The organism is Pseudomonas sp. Pseusp10 (genome assembly GCF_059492225.1).
The window spans coordinates 261,489-275,364 of the sequence record NZ_CP168528.1 but is presented as its reverse complement, the minus strand read 5'-3'; the positions used below and the strand labels follow the sequence as shown (position 1 = coordinate 275,364).

Below are 13,876 nucleotides of genomic sequence, written 5' to 3'. Positions count from 1 at the left end.
CAATCGACTCGGGAGCCGTCATCTCGCCGGAGTGTCAGGCGCTTCGTTGCCACAGCGAGTAGTACACGCGCCCGGATTTCTGTTCCCGGTGCAGGCGCCAGTTCTCCGGCAGGCCCAGGGTCGAAGGGGCGGACTCGCTTTCGGTGTACACCCAGGCATCTTCGGCCAGCCATTGGCGCTCTTCGAGCAACTTGCAAACGGCGGGCAGCAGGTTCTGGTTGAACGGCGGATCGAGGAATACCAGGTCGTAGGCCGTTGCTGTCTGGGTTTCCAGATAGCGCAGGGCGTCGGCGGTCTGGACCTGGCCGTTGGTGCACCGCAGGGTGCCCAGGTGCTCCTTCAGGCTGGACACCGCGATGTTGCTGGCGTCGAGCGCCTGGCCCATGGCCGCGCCACGGGACAGTGCTTCGAGGAACAGCGCGCCGCTACCGGTAAACGGGTCGAGCACCTTGGCGCCCGGCACATAAGGTGCGAGCCAGTTGAACAGGGTTTCACGCACCCGGTCTGGCGTCGGGCGCAGGCCTGGGGCGTCGGGGAAGCTCAACTTGCGGCTGCGCCACTCGCCGCCGATGATGCGCAGCTGGTTCACGCCGTTGTGGACGTTTTTGGCGGGTTTTTTTGGACTGGCCATTAATGCTCCGGAACCCCGAGCGGCTGCTCGGAAGGTTTATCAGTAGGGGCCGGTAACGGCTTTTGCGGCACGGTCGGGCCAGCGCTGACGATGACCATTTTGTCCGTGCTCAGGTGTTTGTTCATGGCGGCTTTGACCTGCTCGACGGTCAAGGCCTGGGACTGTTGCATGAAGTCTTCCAGGTGACTCAACGGCAAGTTGTAAAAACCGATGGCGCCCAGTTGGCCGACGATATCGGCGTTGCTGGCGGTGGACAGCGGGAAGCTGCCGGCCAGTTCGCGCTTGGCGTCGTCGAGTTCTTTTTCGGTCGGACCGGTTTTAAGGTAGTCGGCGAGCACGTCCTGCACCAGTTTCAGGGTGCCTTCGCTCATCTCGGCGCGGGTTTGCAGGTTGATCATGAACGGACCGCGTACCTGCATCGGGGTAAAGCCCGAATACACGCCGTAAGTCAGACCGCGCTTCTCGCGCACTTCACTCATCAACCGGGTGCCGAAGCCGCCACCGCCGAGGATCTGGTTACCCATGGATAACGCGGCGTAGTCCGGATCGTCACGGTCGATGCCCAGTTGCGCGAGCATCAGGTTGGTCTGCTTGGACGGGAACTCGATATGGCCGACGCTGGCCTTGGGTTCGCCAGGTTGTGCGATTTTCGGCAAGGCCGGGCCTTTGGGCAGTGCGCCGGAAACCTGTGCGGCAATCGCCTCGGCTTCTGCGCGGGACAGGTCACCGACCAGCGCGATCACCACATTACCGGCCGCATAGGCTTTCTCGTGGAAAGCACGCAGTTGCGCCAGGGTAATCGCCGGCACGGTTTTCGCCGTGCCGTCGCTGGAATGCGCGTACGGGTGATCACCGTACAAGCGGTCCATCAGCTCCAGGCTGGCCAGTTTGCCGGGGTTCTGTTTCTGGTATTCGAAACCGGCGAGCATCTGGTTCTTGATGCGGGCCAGCGAATCTGCAGGGAAAGTCGGCTTGCCGATGACTTCGGCGAACAGCTTCAGGGCCGGCTCGCGCTTGTCCTTGGCACTCAGGCTGCGCAGCGAAGCGATTGCCATGTCCTTATAAGCGCCGTTGCCGAAATCGGCGCCCAGGCCCTCGAAACCCTGGGCAATGGCACCGACGTCTTTACCGGCCACGCCTTCGTTGAGCATGGCGTTGGTCAACACCGCCACGCCCGGTGCATCGCCGTCCTGGCTGCTGCCGGCAGCGAAGATCAGGCGCATGTCGAACATAGGCAGCTCATGGGCTTCGACAAACAGCACCTTGGTGCCTTCGGCGGTGTTCCAGGTCTGCACGTCCAGCTTGCGGTGGTCCGGTGCCTTGCCATTGAGTTCGGTCAGTGATTGCAGTTTCTGGCTGGCCTTGGCCTTGTCCAGGGCTTCGCTGGCATTGGTTTGGCCAGGGCGCGACAAATAGAACGCGGCGGAACCGATAATGGCGACGGCGACCAGGCCGATCAAGGCCAGGCGGGAGGGTTTACGCTCACTCATGAGTCGTCTCCAGAGGCAGTACATGGGCGACGCTGAGACGTTCGCGGGTGAAATACAGCTTGGCGGCTTTCTGGATATCTTCCGGGGTCACGCTTTCCAGGTCGGCCAGTTCGGTGTCCATCAGTTGCCATGACAGGCCGACGGTTTCCAGTTGGCCGATGGCCGTGGCCTGACTGGTGATCGAGTCGCGCTCGTAGACCAGGCCGGCAATGACTTGTGCGCGTACGCGTTCCAGCTCTTCGGCGGTTGGTGCAGTGGTTTTCAGCTGGTCGAGCAGCCTCCACAAACCGGCTTGCGCCTGGGCGATGGTCTTGTGTTTCTGTGTGTTTGGCGATGCCGACAGGGTAAACAGGCTGTCGCCACGGGTGTAGGCGTCATAACTCGACGAACCGCCAGACACCAGTTCTTCTCCGCGCTCCAGTTGCGTCGGGATGCGTCCGCTGTAGCCGCCATCGAGCAGCGCCGAGATCAGGCGCAGGGCATTGACCAGGCGTTTGTCTTCGGTGGTGGCAATGCTCGGTACGTTGAAGGCCAGCATCAGGCTTGGCAGTTGGGTTTGCACATGCAGGGTGATCTGGCGCTCGCCGGGTTCGGCCAGCTCCAGCGGTTTTTTCGCGGCCGGCACATCACGCTTGGCGATCGGGCCAAAGTAGCGTTGGGCCAGGGTTTTGACTTCGTCCGGGGTGACATCGCCAACTACCACCAGCGTGGCGTTGTTCGGCACGTACCAGGTCTGGTACCAGTGACGCAGTTCTTCGACTTTCATCCGCTCAAGGTCGGCCATCCAGCCGATGGTCGGCGTGTGATAGCCGCTGGCCGGGTAGGCCATGGCCTTGAAGCGCTCGTAGGCCTTGGACATCGGCTTGTCGTCGGTGCGCAGGCGACGTTCCTCCTTGATGACCTCGATTTCCTTGGCGAACTCGTCGGCCGGCAGGCGCAGGCTGGCCATGCGGTCGGCTTCCAGTTCGAAGGCTACGCCCAGGCGATCGCGGGCCAGCACCTGGTAGTACGCGGTGAAGTCGTCGCTGGTGAATGCGTTCTCTTCGGCGCCGAGGTCGCGCAGGATCAGCGAGGCTTCGCCGGGGCCGACTTTCTCGCTACCCTTGAACATCATGTGTTCCAGGGCGTGGGACAGACCGGTGTTACCCGGCGTCTCGTAGCTGCTGCCGACCTTGTACCAGACCTGGGAAACCACCACGGGCGCACGGTGGTCTTCACGTACGATCACCTTCAGACCGTTGTCGAGGGTGAATTCGTGGGTGGGTTGCGGGTCGGCGGCCATGGCCGAAAGGGGCAGGAAAACTGTGCTGAGGAGCAGGCCTGCGGCGCGGCGGGCAAGAGCATTCATTCGTTTTTAAACCTTTGGGGCTGCCCGCTTGTTCTTAGCGTCAGCGGGCGAGAGGGTGCTAGGATACTGATCCGTTTTACTGGCGGCCACGCCTATCAGGCACTCATGTTTGATCAGGTTGTATGGGTTTGCGACGGAGTGTGGATATTTATCAGCTAAACTCCGCTTTTTCGCCGATTTTGCCGCATCTGTCCCGTGTGAAATCGTTTCCTTGAGGTGGCGTTGTTCACCTCGACAAAATGTTGCGCGTGAACAAGCTGCGTCAATCGCAGTCTGTTCTGCATCGAATTTTTATTTGCCGAGGCGCCATTGGCGCGTCGCTACCGTGAGATAGCCGTCCTCCATGTTTGGTTCCAACGACGACAAGAAGACCCCAGCTGCGGCTGGCGAGAAGAAAAGCCTGTTCGGATGGCTGCGCAAAAAGCCGCAGGAACCCGTCGTCGAACAGCCACAACCCGTTCCTGAACCTGCGCCAGCTCCGGCTCCGGTAATAGATGCGCCCGCGCCGGTTGTTCTGCCGGTTGCCGAGCCGGTATTGCAACCGCAGGCCGAGACTGTCGCCGAGCCAGCCAACGAAATCATCGAAGCGCCGCTGACACCGACTGCCGAGCCATGGCTGACCTTGCCCGTGGCAGAAGAGCCCGTGGCGCTGGTCGAAGATGATCTGGCGCCCCACGTGACCCCGCCGATTCCGGCCCCGGCTGCGTTTGCGCCTGCGCCGGTTCATGCACCTGTGGTCGAGCCGGTTGTGGCGCCAGTCGTTGTGGCCGCGCCTGCGCCTGTATCGGTTGTAACCGAACCGGTTGCCCCGGTCGCCGCCGCCCCGGCTTCCGTTCCCGCTCCCGTCGAAACCCGGGTCGAGCCCGTACGCATCGAAGAAACCAAAGCCGGTTTCTTCGCCCGCCTCAAGCAGGGTCTGTCCAAGACCAGCGCCAGTATTGGCGAAGGCATGGCCAGCCTGTTTCTGGGCAAAAAGGTCATCGATGACGAACTGCTCGAAGACCTCGAAACCCGTTTGCTGACCGCCGACGTGGGTGTCGAAGCCACGTCGGTGATCATTCAGCGTCTGACGCAGAAGGTTGCGCGCAAAGAGCTGGCCGACGCCGATGCCCTGTACAAATCCCTGCAGGCCGAGCTGGCCGCCATGCTCAAGCCTGTCGAGCAGCCGCTGAAAGTCTCCTCACAGAACAAGCCGTTCGTGATTCTGGTCGTTGGCGTCAACGGTGCCGGCAAGACCACCACTATCGGCAAGCTGGCCAAGAAACTGCAGCTGGAAGGCAAGAAAGTCATGCTGGCCGCTGGCGACACCTTCCGCGCCGCGGCGGTGGAGCAATTGCAGGTCTGGGGCGAGCGCAACAAGATTCCGGTGATCGCGCAGCACACTGGCGCCGACTCGGCCTCGGTAATTTTCGACGCCGTGCAGGCCGCCAAGGCCCGTGGCATCGATGTGCTGATCGCCGACACCGCTGGTCGCCTGCACACCAAAGACAACCTGATGGAAGAGTTGAAAAAGGTTCGCCGGGTGATCGGCAAGCTCGATGCCGACGCGCCGCACGAAGTGTTGCTGGTCCTCGATGCCGGTACCGGCCAGAACGCCATCAACCAGGCGAAACAATTCAACCAGACCGTCGAATTGACCGGCCTGGCTTTGACTAAACTCGACGGCACCGCCAAGGGTGGGGTGATTTTCGCCCTGGCCAAGCAGTTTGGCTTGCCAATCCGCTACATCGGTGTCGGCGAAGGCATCGACGATTTGCGTACCTTTGAAGCAGAACCCTTTGTCCAGGCATTGTTTGCCGAGCGGGAGCGTTCATGATTCGTTTCGAACAGGTCGGTAAGCGCTACCCGAACGGTCACGTCGGCTTGCATGAGCTGAGCTTTCGAGTCCGTCGTGGCGAGTTCTTGTTTGTCACCGGCCATTCCGGCGCCGGTAAATCCACGCTATTGCGCCTGTTGCTGGCGATGGAGCGTCCGACCAGCGGCAAGTTGCTGCTCGCCGGGCAAGACCTGAGCACCATCAGCAACGCGCAGATTCCTTTCTTGCGTCGGCAGATCGGCGTGGTGTTCCAGAATCACCAGTTGCTGTTCGATCGCACGGTGTTCAATAACGTTGCGTTGCCTTTGCAGATCCTGGGTCTGTCCAAGGCCGAGATCGCCAAGCGCGTGGACTCGGCACTGGAGCGCGTGGCGCTGTCGGATAAAACCGATCTGTACCCGGGCGACCTGTCCACCGGTCAGCAGCAGCGCGTCGGCATCGCCCGCGCCATCGTCCATCGCCCGGCCTTGCTGTTGGCGGACGAACCGACCGGTAACCTCGACCCGCGTCTGGCCGCCGAAATCATGGGTGTATTCGAAGATATCAATCGCCTGGGTACCAGCGTGCTGATCGCCAGTCACGACCTGGCCCTGATCGCCCGTATGCGCCATCGCATGCTGACGCTGCAACGTGGTCGATTGATCGGTGACGGGGAGGCGGCCGTATGAGTGCGACACGCAGTCCAAAGGTTTCCGAGCGCGTGGCCCCCAAGGCCGCGGATCCGCAACCGACCAAGAAAAAACACGACGATGATGACGGTCCGGACTTCGCCACGCTGTTCCGCGCCTGGATCGAAAGCCATCGCGCCAGCCTGGTGGACAGCCTGCGTCGCCTGGGCAAGCAGCCCATCGGCAGTTTTTTCACCTGCATGGTGATGGCTGTGGCCCTGAGTTTGCCCATGGGGCTGTCACTTTTGCTAAGTAACGTCGAGCGTCTGGGCGGGTCCTGGCAGCGCGCGGCGCAGATTTCCCTGTATCTGGACCTTGAGGCAAAACCGGCTGAAGGCGAAGCGCTGCGCGATCAGATCAAGGGCATGCCTGGCGTGGCCGATGCCGAATATGTGGGTCGGGAGCAGGCGCTGGAAGAGTTTCAGCAACAGTCCGGTCTGGGCGAGGCGCTCAAGGAATTGCCGGAGAATCCGCTGCCGGGCGTGGTGCTGGTGACGCCGACCGAAGTCGACAAGCCGGCCCTTGAAGCATTAAGACAAAAACTATCCGAGCTGCCGAAGGTACAACAGGCACAACTTGATTTAGTCTGGGTCGAGCGCCTGGCAGCCATCCTCAAGCTGGGTGACCGTTTTGTCTTCGGTCTGACCGTGCTCCTGGTTTCTGCATTACTTTTGGTGATAGGCAATACCATTCGTCTTCATATTGAAAACCGCCGCACAGAGATAGAAGTGATTAAACTGGTCGGCGGCACAGACAGCTATGTACGCAGGCCCTTTCTATATATGGGTGCGCTGTATGGCTTCGGTGCGGGGATTCTGTCTTGGGGCGTACTGGCGTTCGGTCTTGACTGGCTGAACGACGCGGTGGTTGGGCTGGCCGGATTGTACGGCAGTGATTTTGCGCTGGCTGGAGTGCCAGTTGCCGATGGTCTGTCTCTCTTGCTTGGCGCGGTGCTGTTGGGGTATATCGGTGCATGGATTGCAGTCGCACGCCACCTGAGGGAGCTTGCGCCTAAGTAGTATCATTTTGCTCGTATTGACCTTTCAGCGTTTTTGGGTTTTAGGGAACTTGTCTTTCGGTTTCCGGTCAATTTTCGCAGTGCTGAACTGCACGAGTTTGTAAGTCGGAGGTTTTTTCGTATGACCAATTCTTTGCAACCTGCATATGCTCTGGTCCCGGGTGCGAACCTGGAGGCCTATGTGCACACCGTCAACAGCATTCCATTGCTGTCGCCGGAGCAGGAGCGTGAACTGGCCGAGAGTCTCTATTATGAGCAGGATTTGGGGGCGGCTCGGCAGATGGTGCTCGCCCACCTGCGTTTTGTTGTACATATCGCCCGTAGCTATTCCGGCTACGGCCTGGCTCAGGCTGACCTGATCCAGGAAGGCAACGTTGGCCTGATGAAGGCCGTGAAACGCTTCAACCCGGAAATGGGCGTGCGCCTGGTGTCCTTTGCCGTGCACTGGATCAAGGCGGAAATCCACGAGTTCATCCTGCGCAACTGGCGCATCGTGAAAGTCGCGACCACCAAGGCCCAGCGCAAGTTGTTCTTCAACCTGCGCAGCCAGAAGAAGCGCCTGGCCTGGTTGAACAACGAGGAAGTCCATCGCGTGGCAGAAAGCCTGGGTGTAGAGCCTCGGGAAGTGCGCGAGATGGAAAGCCGCCTGACTGGCCATGACATGGCCTTCGACCCGGCTGCCGAAGCGGACGACGACAGTGCTTTCCAGTCGCCGGCCAACTATCTGGAAGACCACCGGTACGACCCGGCCCGTCAACTGGAAGATGCCGACTGGAGCGACAACTCCAACCACAATCTGCACGAAGCGCTGGAAGTGCTGGACGACCGCAGCCGTGACATCCTCTACCAGCGCTGGCTGGCGGAAGAAAAAGCCACGCTGCACGACCTGGCGCAGAAGTACAACGTGTCGGCCGAGCGTATTCGCCAGCTCGAGAAGAGCGCGATGAACAAGCTCAAGTTGTCGATCGCCGCGTAACCGGCGACCTGGCAATAAAAAACGCCCCGATCATTGATCGGGGTGTTTTTGTTTGTGCTGATGATCCCTGGTACACCACAGAGCAAATGTGGGAGCGGCGGTGCGACGATTCGACTTGCTCGCGAAGGCGTTCTGTCAGTCGACATAAATGATATCTGACACACCGCTTTCGCGAGCAAGCCCGCTCCCACAGGGGATCTTCTGTGTTATTGGGACCAAGGCGCCCGGCGCGAATCGTTCAGCCCGACCAGATAGCTGTCCCCGCCCAACTGGCTCATCTGCCGCCGAATCCAGCCGGCCCGACGTGAAACGTAGGTGGTTGGATGGCTCGCACTCCACACACGAGGATTGGGCAGTACGGCGGCCAACAAGCTCGACTGCTGGCGGCTGAGGCCTTTAGCGCTCACGCCAAAGTGATGCCGGGCCGCCGCTTCGGCGCCAAACACACCGTCATCCCACTCGACACTGTTGAGGTACACCTCAAGAATCCGCTGCTTGGGCCAGAACACTTCGATCAGCCCGGTGAACCAGGCTTCCAGGCCTTTGCGCAGCCAGCTTCGGCCAGACCACAGGAACAGGTTTTTCGAGACTTGCTGGCTCAGGGTGCTGGCGCCACGGATCGAACCACCGCGCTCGTTGTGGGCAAACGCCGCCTGAATCGCGCCGATATCGAAGCCCCAGTGCTCCGGGAATTTCTGGTCTTCGCCGGCAATCACCGCCACCTTCAGGTCGTCGGAGATCTCGTCCCAGGGTTTCCAGGTCCGTTGCAGGTCGATGGGTTCGCCGTCAAACCAGGATTCGATCTTGCGCTCGACCATCAACGCCGTCCCTGGTGGCGGCACCACGCGAAATATCAGCACCAGCAATACGCTGCCACCCATGAACCAGAGTACGGCCTTGGTGAAACGACGAAAATAGATACGCAGCATAGAGATGGCTTGGCCGAACCCGTTGAGCGGGCCATTATACAGACCCTTTGGATCGAAACTGACTGGAGTTCTGCATGCTGCGTGGCTTTCTGATGCTGGCCGCTTTTTTCGGCTTCACCGGTGTCGGTCTCGGGGCTTTTGCCGCCCACGGCCTGAAAAGCCGCCTGAGCGCCGAGTACCTGGCGATCTTCCATACCGGCGTCACCTATCAACTGGTGCATGCCCTGGCGCTGCTCGGTGTCGCCGCGCTGGCCACGCAAATTCCCGGTCGACTCGCCACTTGGGCCTGCGCATCGTTTGCCATCGGTATCCTGCTGTTCTCCGGCAGCCTGTATGTATTGACGCTGACGGGCATCAGCAAGCTCGGCATCATCACCCCGTTCGGTGGCCTGGCCTTCCTGGTGGGCTGGTTTTGCCTGGGCCTGGCCGCCTGGCGTTTGTAACCTACCGCTTGACGCTTGTTGCTGACCTTTAGGTCATGATCAAGCTAGAATGCCTGCCCCTAAAAATGATGGCGGCATCCGGCATGCGCATTCAGTTGAACGGCGAATCCTTTGAACTGCCCGACGGTGAAACCGTTGCGGCCCTGCTGACCCGTCTGGACCTGACCGGACGCCGGGTGGCGGTCGAACTCAATCTGGATATCGTCCCGCGCAGTCAGCATGCAGACACCACGTTGAACGACGGCGACAACGTCGAAGTGGTGCACGCCATCGGCGGCGGCTAGTAGTCTCGGCCGAGTGGCCACAGAATTCTGCAAGTACCTCACCCCTACAGAGGATTTCCCATGAGCATCGTTCGTAGCGACAAGCCTTTCGTCCTGGCCGGTCGTACTTACCAGTCGCGTTTGCTGGTCGGTACCGGCAAGTACCGTGACATGGAAGAAACCCGCCTGGCCATCGAAGCCTCGGGTGCCGAGATCGTGACTTTCGCCGTGCGCCGTACCAACCTCGGCCAGATCGAGGGCGAGCCGAACCTGCTCGAAGTGCTGTCGCCGGATCGCTACACCTTCCTGCCGAACACTGCCGGTTGCTACGACGCCATCGAAGCCGTGCGCACTTGCCGTCTGGCCCGTGAGCTGCTCGATGGACACAACCTGGTGAAGCTGGAAGTGCTGGCCGACCAGAAAACCCTGTTTCCCAACGTGATCGAAACCCTCAAGGCCGCCGAAACGCTGGTCAAGGAAGGCTTCGACGTGATGGTCTACACCAGTGATGACCCGATCATCGCCCGGCAACTGGCGGAAATCGGCTGCATCGCCGTCATGCCGCTCGCGGGTTTGATTGGTTCGGGTCTGGGGATCTGCAATCCATACAACCTGCAGATCATCCTCGAAGAAGCCAAAATCCCGGTACTGGTGGATGCCGGTGTCGGTACTGCTTCCGACGCCACCATTGCCATGGAACTGGGTTGTGATGCTGTGCTGATGAACTCGGCCATCGCTCACGCCCAGCAGCCGGTCATGATGGCTGAAGCCATGAAACATGCGATCGTCGCAGGCCGCCTGGCTTACCTCGCCGGCCGTATGCCGAAAAAACTCTATGCCAGCGCCTCTTCGCCGCTGGATGGTCTGATCAAGTAAGAGCCATTGATGACTGAATCGAACGACACGCCAATCCAGACGGAAGAAGGCGACGAGCGCCAACACCGCCGCATCAAGAGTTTTGTGATGCGCGCCGGGCGCATGACCGAAGGCCAGCAACGCGGCCTGGAGCAGGGCGCGCCGCTGTACGTGCTGCCGCTGGCCGATGCGCCGGTGGACTTCGACCAGGTGTTCGGTCGCTCGGCACCGCGCTCGCTGGAAATCGGTTTTGGCATGGGCCACTCGCTGCTGGAAATGGCAGCCGCTTCGCCGGATCAGGATTTCATCGGCGTCGAGGTTCACCGTCCGGGTGTCGGGGCGCTGCTCAATGGTGTGCTGACCCAGGGTTTGACCAATCTGCGGGTCTACGATTGCGATGCCATCGAAGTGCTCAGCCGCTGCGTGGCCGATAACAGCCTCGATCGCCTGATGCTGTTTTTTCCGGACCCGTGGCACAAGAGCCGTCACCACAAGCGCCGTATCGTTCAGGCGTCCTTCGCCGAGCTGGTACGCAGCAAGTTGAAGGTCGGCGGCATTCTGCACATGGCCACCGACTGGGAACCGTACGCCGAATACATGCTGGAAGTGATGAACGTTGCGCCGGGTTACCGCAACCTCGCCGAAGACGGCAAGTGCGTACCGCGCCCGGCCGAACGGCCGATCACCAAGTTCGAACGCCGTGGCGAACGTCTTGGGCATGGCGTGTGGGATTTGAAGTTCGAGAAGCAGTCGTAGGAGCGAGCTTGCTCGCGAAAAACCAGAGAACAACGCGGGGCTCCAGATGCCCCGCGTTTTCGTTAACGATCATCGCGAGCAAGCTCGCTCCTACAGTGGTTGTTTGGTGTAGCTGAAGTCAGCGGCGGTCGGCGACTACGCCAATCAACACCAACACCACCAGCAACACCGGCGCGAGGCTGTAGTTGTTGAACTGGCTCAAGCCGCGCACGATCCATGGTGTGGCGTAGATCAGCGCCGCGCCGCTGCCAATCATGCACAGCAGGGACATCAGTGGCACGCGCAAGGCGCCGGCGATGCTGCCCAGACGCTGCTCGACCCAGCCTTTGAAATCCGCACCAAACAGCACCAGCAGGCAGCCCACCAGGGCCAGGGCGATTTCCGAGAGGTTGCTGCGGCTCCAGCGAGACACGGTGGCAAGCAGGTCGAGTACCAAATCCATTCGATTTCCTTATGTCAGAAATTTCTGCAGCAAGTCGTTGAGGAAGAGTTGTCCGCGTTCGGTGGCTACCAGGCGTGACGGTTCGACCTGCAACAGGCCGCTTTGTTCGGCTTCACGGCGGCCTTCAGCAAGGCTTTCCAGCGTCATGCCGGTACGTTCCGGATATAGCCGCGATTCGACGCCTTCAGTCAGGCGCAGCGCGTTCATCAGGAATTCGAACGGCATCTCATCATTGGTCAGCGCTTTCTCACCGGCTTGAAAGCTTTTCGCCGGGTTCAGGTAATCCTTCGGCAAGCGGGTTTTCCAGGTGCGGACAATGCGCCCGTCCGGGTGGCTGAGCTTGCCGTGGGCGCCGGCACCGATGCCAATGAAATCGCCAAAACTCCAGTAATTGAGGTTGTGTCGCGCCGGACGTCCGGGCAGGGCATAGGCCGAGACTTCGTATTGGGCGTAACCGTGTTCGGCCAGCAGCGCTTGCCCGGCTTCCTGGATGTCCCACAGCGTGTCGTCTTCCGGCAGCGTCGGCGGCTGGTTCCAGAACACCGTGTTCGGTTCCAGGGTCAGTTGATACCACGACAGGTGTGTCGGTTTCAGGGCGATGGCTGTGCGCAGGTCGGCCAAGGCATCGTCCAGGGACTGATTCGGCAAGCCATGCATCAAGTCCAGGTTGAAGTTATCGAACCCGGCCTGCCGCGCCATGCCGGCGGCGCGTACGGCTTCGTCACCGTTGTGAATCCGCCCCAGGGTCTCGAGCTTTTCTTGCTGAAAACTCTGGATGCCGATCGACAGGCGATTGATGCCCAGTTTCCGGTAGGCCACGAACTTGTCTTGCTCGAATGTCCCCGGATTGGCTTCCAGCGTAATTTCGATGTCGCTGGCAAACGGGATGCGTTGTTCGACGCCTTTGAGCAAGCGACCCAGCGAATCTGCACTGAACAGGCTCGGCGTGCCGCCACCAAAGAAGATCGAGCTCAGCTCACGACCATAAACAGCATGCAGGTCCTGATCGAGATCGGCCAGCAAGGCGTCGACGTACTCTTCTTCCGGCAGCACCGGGCTGGCGGTGTGGGAGTTGAAGTCGCAATAAGGGCATTTGCGTACGCACCACGGAATGTGGATGTACAGCGCCAGGGGCGGCAGCGCTGGCAGGGCCGCCCGAGGCGATTGAGCATCGCCGCCGAAGATCAGCGGCGACGCGGATGATTCACGGGTCATTTCAAGCCCAGACGCTGGCGCAGCAGATCCATTGCACGGGCGCGGTGGCTGATCTGGTTCTTGTCGCCCGGGCTCAACTCGGCGCTGGAGCAATCGCGCTCCGGCACCCAGAACAGCGGGTCGTAGCCAAAACCGTGTTCGCCGCTGGCCTGGGTCAGGATTCGCCCGTGCCACAAACCTTCGCAGAGGATCGGCAATGGATCATCGGCGTGGCGCACCAATGCGAGCACGCAGACGAACTGCGCACCACGCTCGGCTTCAGGCACGTCTTTCAACACGTCGAGCAGCTTGGCGTTGTTCGCCGCATCGCCCTTGCCGTCGGCATAGCGCGCCGAATAGATGCCGGGCGCACCGCCGAGGAAATCCACGGCCAGCCCGGAATCGTCGGCCAGCGCCGGCAGGCCGGAAATGCGCGCGGCATTACGGGCCTTGAGGATGGCGTTCTCGACGAACGACAAACCGGTTTCTTCGGGCTCCACGCTGCTGAACTCGCCGATCGAGCGCAGATGCACCGACTCGCCGAGCATGGCCTGGAGTTCCTTGAGTTTGCCGGCGTTATGGCTGGCCAATACGAGTTGCGTGAAGTTGATCATTGGCCGGGGAAGAGCTCTTGGTTGAAATTGATGGTGTTGATTTTGTCACCGGTCTGCACCTTGATGTCGAAAGTGCGGACCTCCGGTTGATCTACCGGATATTGCGCGATGTAGTAGATCGCACCTTGTTCGGTGATCTGTTTGAACTTCAGTGGCACGGTCTGGCTGGTCAGGTCTTTGACCGAACCGCTCACCTGGGCGATCAGTGGCTTGCCTTCCTTGAGCACCGAGATATTGATCACGCCCTGGTTCTTGCTGCGGATCAGTTCGGCGGACTTGGCAATGTCCGGGGTCAGGTAGGTGGAGTTGAAGGTGTTGTAGTGCACCGTCACGTCGCCGAAGGTTTCCTGGCGCTCGCTCTTGATGGGTTCGGCGCCCATGGCGGTGACGCTCAGGCAGGCAGTGAGTAGAAACAAAGCAAGACGACCCATGA

At 60.6% G+C, this 13,876-nt stretch carries 16 protein-coding genes; 8 read left to right on the top strand and 8 right to left on the bottom strand.

Translation table 11 applies throughout. The annotated features are described in order from the left end of the window. Positions 1-34: 34 nt before the first annotated feature. The 3 genes from rsmD to ACEN8Z_RS01210 are packed head-to-tail and all read right to left on the bottom strand — an operon-like array spanning position 35 to position 3,469. Positions 35-631 (bottom strand): 16S rRNA (guanine(966)-N(2))-methyltransferase RsmD, encoded by a 597-nt coding sequence (gene rsmD / locus ACEN8Z_RS01220; RefSeq protein ID WP_495596534.1) that lies wholly within the window; start codon positions 629-631, stop codon positions 35-37. Next, positions 631-2,121, bottom strand: a complete 1,491-nt coding sequence (locus ACEN8Z_RS01215; RefSeq protein WP_495596533.1) for a M16 family metallopeptidase — start codon at positions 2,119-2,121, stop codon at positions 631-633. The genes rsmD and ACEN8Z_RS01215 overlap by 1 nt, the downstream gene beginning before the upstream one ends. Continuing rightward, complete coding sequence (locus ACEN8Z_RS01210; protein WP_442096277.1) at positions 2,114-3,469, bottom strand: M16 family metallopeptidase; 1,356 nt, start codon at positions 3,467-3,469, stop codon at positions 2,114-2,116. The genes ACEN8Z_RS01215 and ACEN8Z_RS01210 overlap by 8 nt, the downstream gene beginning before the upstream one ends. Before the next feature lie 343 nt (positions 3,470-3,812). Between ACEN8Z_RS01210 and ftsY the strand changes: the two genes are divergently transcribed. The 4 genes from ftsY to rpoH all read left to right on the top strand — a co-directional run bounded on the left by ftsY (position 3,813) and on the right by rpoH (position 7,947). Then, positions 3,813-5,285 (top strand): signal recognition particle-docking protein FtsY, encoded by a 1,473-nt coding sequence (ftsY, locus tag ACEN8Z_RS01205; protein ID WP_495596532.1) that lies wholly within the window; start codon positions 3,813-3,815, stop codon positions 5,283-5,285. After that, on the top strand, positions 5,282-5,953 hold the full coding sequence (gene ftsE / locus ACEN8Z_RS01200; RefSeq protein ID WP_007975383.1) for a cell division ATP-binding protein FtsE: 672 nt from the start codon (positions 5,282-5,284) through the stop codon (positions 5,951-5,953). Before ftsY ends, ftsE begins: the two co-directional genes overlap by 4 nt. Continuing rightward, entirely contained in the window at positions 5,950-6,972 is a 1,023-nt protein-coding gene (gene ftsX / locus ACEN8Z_RS01195) for a permease-like cell division protein FtsX (RefSeq protein ID WP_495596531.1), read from the top strand. The genes ftsE and ftsX overlap by 4 nt, the downstream gene beginning before the upstream one ends. Positions 6,973-7,092: 120 nt before the next feature. After that, positions 7,093-7,947, top strand: a complete 855-nt coding sequence (rpoH, locus tag ACEN8Z_RS01190; RefSeq protein ID WP_007975386.1) for an RNA polymerase sigma factor RpoH — start codon at positions 7,093-7,095, stop codon at positions 7,945-7,947. A gap of 206 nt (positions 7,948-8,153) precedes the next feature. On the opposite strand, the gene mtgA is transcribed toward rpoH, so the two are convergent. After that, positions 8,154-8,876: a monofunctional biosynthetic peptidoglycan transglycosylase gene (gene mtgA, locus ACEN8Z_RS01185; protein WP_495596530.1), complete on the bottom strand. Its 723-nt coding sequence runs from the start codon at positions 8,874-8,876 to the stop codon at positions 8,154-8,156. 74 nt (positions 8,877-8,950) lie between these two features. On the opposite strand from mtgA, the gene ACEN8Z_RS01180 reads away from it, so the two are divergent. The 4 genes from ACEN8Z_RS01180 (at position 8,951) to trmB (ending at position 11,193) form a co-directional block, all read left to right on the top strand. Continuing rightward, the gene (locus ACEN8Z_RS01180; RefSeq protein WP_007995465.1) at positions 8,951-9,319 is read left to right on the top strand and encodes a DUF423 domain-containing protein; all 369 of its coding nucleotides are present in this window, start codon (positions 8,951-8,953) and stop codon (positions 9,317-9,319) included. An 83-nt stretch (positions 9,320-9,402) separates the two neighbouring features. Further along, positions 9,403-9,603 (top strand): sulfur carrier protein ThiS, encoded by a 201-nt coding sequence (gene thiS, locus ACEN8Z_RS01175; RefSeq protein ID WP_007953386.1) that lies wholly within the window; start codon positions 9,403-9,405, stop codon positions 9,601-9,603. A gap of 60 nt (positions 9,604-9,663) precedes the next feature. Further along, positions 9,664-10,458 carry a thiazole synthase gene (locus ACEN8Z_RS01170; RefSeq protein WP_007975390.1) on the top strand — a complete coding sequence of 265 codons (795 nt, stop codon included), beginning with the start codon at positions 9,664-9,666 and terminating at the stop codon, positions 10,456-10,458. 9 nt (positions 10,459-10,467) lie between these two features. Continuing rightward, on the top strand, positions 10,468-11,193 hold the full coding sequence (gene trmB, locus ACEN8Z_RS01165; protein ID WP_495596529.1) for a tRNA (guanosine(46)-N7)-methyltransferase TrmB: 726 nt from the start codon (positions 10,468-10,470) through the stop codon (positions 11,191-11,193). A gap of 118 nt (positions 11,194-11,311) precedes the next feature. Here the strand turns inward: trmB and ACEN8Z_RS01160 are convergent, their stop codons facing one another. The 4 genes from ACEN8Z_RS01160 to ACEN8Z_RS01145 are packed head-to-tail and all read right to left on the bottom strand — an operon-like array spanning position 11,312 to position 13,874. Continuing rightward, on the bottom strand, positions 11,312-11,635 hold the full coding sequence (locus ACEN8Z_RS01160; RefSeq protein WP_007995458.1) for a DUF3392 domain-containing protein: 324 nt from the start codon (positions 11,633-11,635) through the stop codon (positions 11,312-11,314). A gap of 9 nt (positions 11,636-11,644) precedes the next feature. After that, positions 11,645-12,850, bottom strand: coding sequence for a radical SAM family heme chaperone HemW (gene hemW, locus ACEN8Z_RS01155; protein WP_495596528.1), 1,206 nt, complete (start codon positions 12,848-12,850; stop codon positions 11,645-11,647). Then, positions 12,847-13,443, bottom strand: a complete 597-nt coding sequence (gene rdgB / locus ACEN8Z_RS01150) for an RdgB/HAM1 family non-canonical purine NTP pyrophosphatase (RefSeq protein ID WP_007987823.1) — start codon at positions 13,441-13,443, stop codon at positions 12,847-12,849. The genes hemW and rdgB overlap by 4 nt, the downstream gene beginning before the upstream one ends. Further along, the gene (locus ACEN8Z_RS01145; protein WP_007995454.1) at positions 13,440-13,874 is read right to left on the bottom strand and encodes a DUF4426 domain-containing protein; all 435 of its coding nucleotides are present in this window, start codon (positions 13,872-13,874) and stop codon (positions 13,440-13,442) included. Before ACEN8Z_RS01145 ends, rdgB begins: the two co-directional genes overlap by 4 nt. Between the last annotated feature and the right edge of the window lie 2 nt (positions 13,875-13,876).

Excerpts from the sequence above, each read along its gene's own strand:
- ACEN8Z_RS01210 (WP_442096277.1), bottom strand. The coding sequence starts at position 3,469 with ATGAATGCTCTTGCCCGCCGCGCCGCAGGCCTGCTCCTCAGCACAGTT.
- rdgB (WP_007987823.1), bottom strand. The coding sequence starts at position 13,443 with ATGATCAACTTCACGCAACTCGTATTGGCCAGCCATAACGCCGGCAAA.
- rsmD (WP_495596534.1), bottom strand. The coding sequence starts at position 631 with ATGGCCAGTCCAAAAAAACCCGCCAAAAACGTCCACAACGGCGTGAAC.
- hemW (WP_495596528.1), bottom strand. The coding sequence starts at position 12,850 with ATGACCCGTGAATCATCCGCGTCGCCGCTGATCTTCGGCGGCGATGCT.
- ACEN8Z_RS01145 (WP_007995454.1), bottom strand. The coding sequence starts at position 13,874 with ATGGGTCGTCTTGCTTTGTTTCTACTCACTGCCTGCCTGAGCGTCACC.
- ACEN8Z_RS01180 (WP_007995465.1), top strand. The coding sequence starts at position 8,951 with ATGCTGCGTGGCTTTCTGATGCTGGCCGCTTTTTTCGGCTTCACCGGT.
- rpoH (WP_007975386.1), top strand. The coding sequence starts at position 7,093 with ATGACCAATTCTTTGCAACCTGCATATGCTCTGGTCCCGGGTGCGAAC.
- ACEN8Z_RS01160 (WP_007995458.1), bottom strand. The coding sequence starts at position 11,635 with ATGGATTTGGTACTCGACCTGCTTGCCACCGTGTCTCGCTGGAGCCGC.
- trmB (WP_495596529.1), top strand. The coding sequence starts at position 10,468 with ATGACTGAATCGAACGACACGCCAATCCAGACGGAAGAAGGCGACGAG.
- ftsE (WP_007975383.1), top strand. The coding sequence starts at position 5,282 with ATGATTCGTTTCGAACAGGTCGGTAAGCGCTACCCGAACGGTCACGTC.
- ACEN8Z_RS01215 (WP_495596533.1), bottom strand. The coding sequence starts at position 2,121 with ATGAGTGAGCGTAAACCCTCCCGCCTGGCCTTGATCGGCCTGGTCGCC.
- ftsX (WP_495596531.1), top strand. The coding sequence starts at position 5,950 with ATGAGTGCGACACGCAGTCCAAAGGTTTCCGAGCGCGTGGCCCCCAAG.
- thiS (WP_007953386.1), top strand. The coding sequence starts at position 9,403 with ATGCGCATTCAGTTGAACGGCGAATCCTTTGAACTGCCCGACGGTGAA.
- ftsY (WP_495596532.1), top strand. The coding sequence starts at position 3,813 with ATGTTTGGTTCCAACGACGACAAGAAGACCCCAGCTGCGGCTGGCGAG.
- ACEN8Z_RS01170 (WP_007975390.1), top strand. The coding sequence starts at position 9,664 with ATGAGCATCGTTCGTAGCGACAAGCCTTTCGTCCTGGCCGGTCGTACT.
- mtgA (WP_495596530.1), bottom strand. The coding sequence starts at position 8,876 with ATGCTGCGTATCTATTTTCGTCGTTTCACCAAGGCCGTACTCTGGTTC.